Annotated in this window: 6 protein-coding genes; 4 read left to right on the plus strand and 2 right to left on the minus strand. The window is 44.6% G+C overall.

All coding sequences use genetic code 11. The features are described from left to right. Positions 1–115: 115 nt before the first annotated feature. On the minus strand, positions 116–943 hold the full coding sequence (locus tag EST42_RS09425; protein WP_134645189.1) for a metallophosphoesterase: 828 nt from the start codon (positions 941–943) through the stop codon (positions 116–118). 189 nt (positions 944–1,132) lie between these two features. Here EST42_RS09425 and EST42_RS09430 point away from each other — a divergent pair, with 189 nt between their 5' ends. From EST42_RS09430 to EST42_RS09445, 4 genes are all read left to right on the plus strand, one after another. Then, positions 1,133–2,578: a peptide MFS transporter gene (locus EST42_RS09430; protein ID WP_134645190.1), complete on the plus strand. Its 1,446-nt coding sequence runs from the start codon at positions 1,133–1,135 to the stop codon at positions 2,576–2,578. Positions 2,579–2,718: 140 nt separating this feature from the next. Next, on the plus strand, positions 2,719–3,117 hold the full coding sequence (locus EST42_RS09435) for a hypothetical protein (RefSeq protein WP_245150465.1): 399 nt from the start codon (positions 2,719–2,721) through the stop codon (positions 3,115–3,117). 193 nt (positions 3,118–3,310) lie between these two features. Beyond that, a complete protein-coding gene (locus EST42_RS09440) occupies positions 3,311–4,264 on the plus strand; it encodes a GRP family sugar transporter (protein ID WP_134645191.1) in 954 nt (317 codons plus the stop codon). A 12-nt stretch (positions 4,265–4,276) separates the two neighbouring features. Next, positions 4,277–5,155: an ROK family protein gene (locus EST42_RS09445; RefSeq protein ID WP_134645192.1), complete on the plus strand. Its 879-nt coding sequence runs from the start codon at positions 4,277–4,279 to the stop codon at positions 5,153–5,155. Between the two features lie 97 nt (positions 5,156–5,252). Here the strand turns inward: EST42_RS09445 and EST42_RS09450 are convergent. Then, positions 5,253–5,474, minus strand: a 222-nt coding sequence (locus tag EST42_RS09450) for a transposase (RefSeq protein ID WP_167711228.1), incomplete at its 5' end; no start/stop codon positions are given.

Genomic DNA, 5,474 nt, shown 5'->3' on the forward strand with positions numbered 1-5,474 from the left:
ACCCGAAGGAATGGATTTACAGTCCACCGCGTTTGACCAGACTTCGCTAAACCCCCATCATATAAACGCTTTAGCGATATGCATCGCCTCAACGAATATATACTATACAGAATATTTATTTAGATGTCAACACTATTTTTTGAACTTTGTTTTGCCAAGCATCAAAGAAGTTATCAGCCGTCCATTCTTGCAAGCGCCGGCGGTTATAACCAACGCTGGGGTTGTAGTAAGTAACCCCATTTTTTTCACGTGGTGGCACGGTGACGTGAATGTGGCCATAAAAGACATGGCGCACATTGTCATAACTTTCGAGCAATTCGCCAGTACGTGGTGATCCCAAGACGCCGTTCACAGTTGCCCAGCGTCGATCGCCGATTGGAAAACTTAATTCATCACCAATTGGTGCAAAGTGGGTCATGAAAATGACTTGCTTACCGGCGGCTTGAGCGTCATCGAGGAGTACCTTCATTTGGGCTAACCCTAGATCCATGCGCTCCGGATCAGTCATTGGTTGTTCAATAATCCGGTCGTAGTAAAAGCCGCGGCGGAAGGCGGCAACATCTGCCGGGTCAATGTCACGGGCAAATCGGTAATCATACCAACCATTGTGGCCGATAATCCGCCAATCCGTGCCAGGAACGTCGACGTACTTATTATGAAGGTAAAAATCATGCACGGGTGATTCGAGCTCCGCAAAATCGGTGCCGCAACCCATGTCGTGATTACCAGCAATAAACAAAACTTTGGTCTGGTCACCCAGGTTTTCTTGCAAATCGCTCACATATGCCATTGATTTCTTAAAATCGTTAAATAGGTCACCGGCAATTAGGTAATAATTAACGTTCATTTCTAGAATTTTTTGTGTTTGTTTCGCTAAAATTTCGGCGGGTTCTTGCTTATTTATGTCCAAGTGATTGTCACTTGTAACAGCGATTTTAACCATGATATCGCCTTTCTTTCCTGATATATCAATTCATTGTACCAAACGCGAAACTATCCTTGTAGGAAAAAGTAAAATCAATTTCTGACATCTTCTTGTGGAAATGAAGAAATTAAAGTAAAATTAATAAGTCTTTTCTAATGAATTAGTTATGTTAAAACAAATAAATATAAATTCGTAAGGAGCTTTTCTATGGAATCAGAAAAGAAATTCCTGGGACAACCACGTGGTCTACAAACGTTGTTTATGACCGAAATGTGGGAGCGTTTCAGTTACTATGGTATGAAGGCTATCTTGCTTTACTACATGTGGCATTTGATTGCGACAGGTGATTTGAACATCACAAAGGCAACGGCAGCTTCAATCATGGCCATCTATGCGTCAATGGTTTACCTATCAGGTGTTGTCGGTGGTTTCATCGCTGACCGTTTGCTAGGTCGACGTCGCACGGTCTTCTGGGGTGGTATTTTGATCATGTTTGGTCACATCGCCTTGTCATTGCCATTCGGTGCCCCAGCAATGTTCGCCTCAATGATTTTGATTGTGTTGGGAACTGGTCTGTTGAAGCCTAACGTTTCATCATTGGTTGGGTCACTTTATAAAGATGGTGATTCAGCCCGTGATGCTGGGTTCTCAATTTTCGTATTCGGAATCAACTTGGGTTCATTTATCGCCCCATTGTTAGTTGGTTGGACGCAAGATCAGGCTGGCTTCCACGTTGCCTTCTCATTGGCCGCTATCGGTATGTTCTTCGGATTGTTGCAATTCCACTTTGGTGGTAAGCACTTGCACGAAGATTCAATGTACGCCCCAGATCCATTGCAACCCCAAGAAGTTAAGCCTTTGGTCACTAAGATTGTCCTTGGTGTCATCGCCTTTGCGTTGGTTGTCTTGTTGATGATTTTGATGGACTGGACGAGCTTGCAAAACTTCGTCAACTTGTTGACGATTGTCGCTATTTTGTTGCCAATTGGTTACTTCACGTTGATGATTACGTCAGCTAAGGTTAACAAGGAAGAGCGTTCACGCGTTATCTCATACATTCCATTGTTCTTGGCGGCTGTATTGTTCTGGGCCATTGAAGAACAAGGATCAATCGTTTTGGCAACCTTTGCTGCCGAACGTGTTGATACGTCATGGTTCCCAGCGTCATGGTTCCAATCATTGAACCCATTGTTCATCATGTTATACACGCCATTCTTTGCATGGTTGTGGGTTAAGTGGCAAAAAAACCAACCATCTTCACCAATGAAGTTTGCGATTGGTTTGATGTTCGCCGGTGCGTCATTCTTGTTAATGGCCTTGCCTGGTGCAATGTTTGGTACGGCTGGTAAGGTGTCACCACTTTGGTTGGTTGGCTCATGGGCCTTGGTTATCATCGGTGAAATGTTGATTTCACCAGTTGGTTTGTCAGTTACAACGAAGCTAGCTCCTAAGGCATTCATGTCACAAATGATGTCAATGTGGTTCTTGGCTTCATCAGCTGGTTCAGCGTTGAACGCCCAGTTGGTAACGTTGTACAACCCTAAGAACGAAGTGGCTTACTTCGCTTGGTTCGGAATCGCCTCAGTTGTACTTGGTGTGGTCTTGGTATCCTTGGTACCACGCATCAAGCGCCTGATGGCCGGTGTTAAATAGTAATTGAAAAGAGCAGTTGATGATTTTCCATCAGCTGCTCTTTTTCTGTTGGAAAAGTAAGTGAAAGCGCCTATAATCAATTCCTGTCGAAAAATAGGAATTAGGTGAAAGAGAATAACAGAAGAGGAGGCATACAAGAAGTGGTCAGCTTTAGCAGCCATGTCTTTGGGCGTCTTTATAGCCTTGCTGGTGTGTATGCCATCAACGCCTATCTAACGGGGTTGATGCAAAATTACATGGGCTACACGGCATTCCAAACTGGTTTGACCCAGACAAACCACTATGAAGACTATTTGAACGCGCACATCGTGACAGTCAAGATGCTTGAAGCGGCAGCGACTGGTTTGCACAAGGCGTTGGTTGAAGCCGGACCATTTTCTGACCACGCGGTTGACTTTAGTGATCGCCTGACGAATGCGCCGTTCGCGCATGACCTCCAACAAGTCGTGCTACACGCTTATGATAAGGGGATGAGTGGGGATTACCGCTGCAATTACAGTCTTTATTGGTGCAATTGGTGCCGCGCTCTTTATGCGTGACCGTAAGAATGCTTAATTAAATACGACGAATTTTTAAACACCCGATTGTCTATTTGCTTGCAGAAATTGGGTGTTTTTTGACTAAATTATCTAAAAAATGACGGGAAATTAAAAAACGTTAATTGTGTAAGCGGTTTCAAAAGAGTATCGTAATAGCTATTGAGAGGCAAATTTTTTGATTAGGGGAGCTATTATGTCAATTTTAATTGCATTAGTGCCGGCGTTGGCGTGGGGTTCTGTTGGAATCGTTACGACTAAAGCTGGTGGAACTGCGGCGCAAGGAATTATGGGGATGACCATCGGTGCCATCATACTTGGTTTTGGTACCTTGGCCTTCTTCGTTATTCCGAATGCCGGAATGGATTATGCATTTAATTCACGGATTTGGACTGTTGGATTTATTTCAGGTTTGATTTGGGCGGTTGGTCAGGTTGGCCAACTGATTGGATTTAAGAAACTAGGGGTGTCGATTGGAAATCCGCTTTCGACATCCGGGCAAATCGTCGGTAACGCTTTGATGGCCGCAGCTGTGCTTGGTGAATGGCACACGGAACGGATGTGGTTCTTCGGAGTCTTGTCAATTGTGCTGGTAACAGGTGGTGCTTTGTTGACGACCGTTCGCGATAAGAACGCGCCGGCAGAAACGAACCCAGAGCGTGACTTCAAGGGTGGTGTTTCAGCGGTTATCGTTTCAACGCTAGCTTTTATGATGTACTTTGTGTTGCCTAACTTGCTCAACAAGTGGGGCTACATCTCAGATGCCGTTCACAACCAAAACAACGGGTTGGACTATATGACAGCGATTGTGGCACCACAATCAGTTGGTCAAATTCTAGGTGCTTTGTTGATTGTGGCATTCTACTTCAAGGAAACGAACAACATCATGAAGACTGGAACGGCACGTCAAGTTATTACTGGTTTGGTGTGGGCATTAGGAAATGTCTTTATGTTCATCTCAACTGGAAATCCAGACGTTGGTCAAGCAACAGCCACGACATTGTCACAAACTGGTATTATCGTTGGAACCTTTGGCGCCATCTTTATTCTTGGTGAGCATAAGACAAAGCGTCAAATGGGGTACATTTTGCTTGGAACGCTGTTGGTAATTGTTGGTGCAATTTTGATTTCAAAGTTGTCAGTGTTATAGGAGGAATAAATCATGTCACTTTTGGGGGCTATTGAAGCAGGTGGTACGAAGTTTGTTGTTGCGGTTGCGGACGTTAATGACCCGGATACGGTCATTGCACGTGAGAGTTTTCCAACCTTAGATGGTGCGGGCACGTTGGCGCAAGTCATCACATTCTTTGATCAATACGAAGATATTGCGGCAATCGGGATTGCAGCCTTTGGGCCAATTGATATTAACCCAGACAGTCGTACTTATGGTTATGTGTTGGATACGCCTAAGCGTGGTTGGTCAGGTTATGATTTCTTGGGTGCTATGAAGGCTTGGCGTGACATCCCTTACTTCTGGACGACGGATGTGAACGGTGCAGGCTGGTCCGAATACGTTTCTGGTGCGGCTGCAGATGTTGAAAATGTGGTATATCTGACAGTTGGAACTGGGGTGGGTGCTGGTATTATCCAACACGGTCACTTGTTAAGTGGTAACTCACACCCTGAAGCTGGGCACATTATGATGCGCAAGCACCCACAAGATAACTATGCAGGACACTGCCCATTCCACGGGGATGCTTGCTTAGAAGGTTTGGCATCCGGTCCAGCGATTGAAGATCGTTGGCACGAATCGGCTAAGTCATTGCCAGATGATCACTTAGCCTGGGAAATCGAGGCCTACTACTTGGCCCAAGCGGCTGTGACATATACTGTCACGTTGCGTCCAGACCGAATTGTTTTCGGTGGGGGTGTGCCACACCGTGAAGTCTTGTTGCCAATGGTGCGCAAGTCGTTTGCAGAACAATTGGCTGATTACTTGCCAGTTGATGATTTGGATAAGTACATTGTGACCGTGGGAAACGGTGATAACGCGGGAATTCTCGGTTGCTTCTACTTGGCTAAAAACTTGCTAGCAGCATAATAAACGACAGAAAAAAGACTAGGTTAACCTGGTCTTTTTCTTGGTTCAAGGTCGAATGGTGCTGATGACCGGTAAAATTTAATATTTTGAACCTTGCTTAGGTAGCTGACTTCACATTGTTGAGATAAGCTGCCTTTTGCTTATAGTTCATTGAGTAGAAACTATTCTTGCATGAGATAAGAATACGTAGACGAAAGTTTTTGAAACTACGTAACCCGTATGCCGTGCGCTTAATTGCTTTGATTTTATTGTTTGAACCTTCTATTGGTCCGTTTGAGAATCCGTAGATAAAGCTGTTTATTATTTCGTCGAAGTGCTT

This window comes from Weissella cibaria, from assembly GCF_004521965.1.
Taxonomy (GTDB): domain Bacteria; phylum Bacillota; class Bacilli; order Lactobacillales; family Lactobacillaceae; genus Weissella; species Weissella cibaria_A.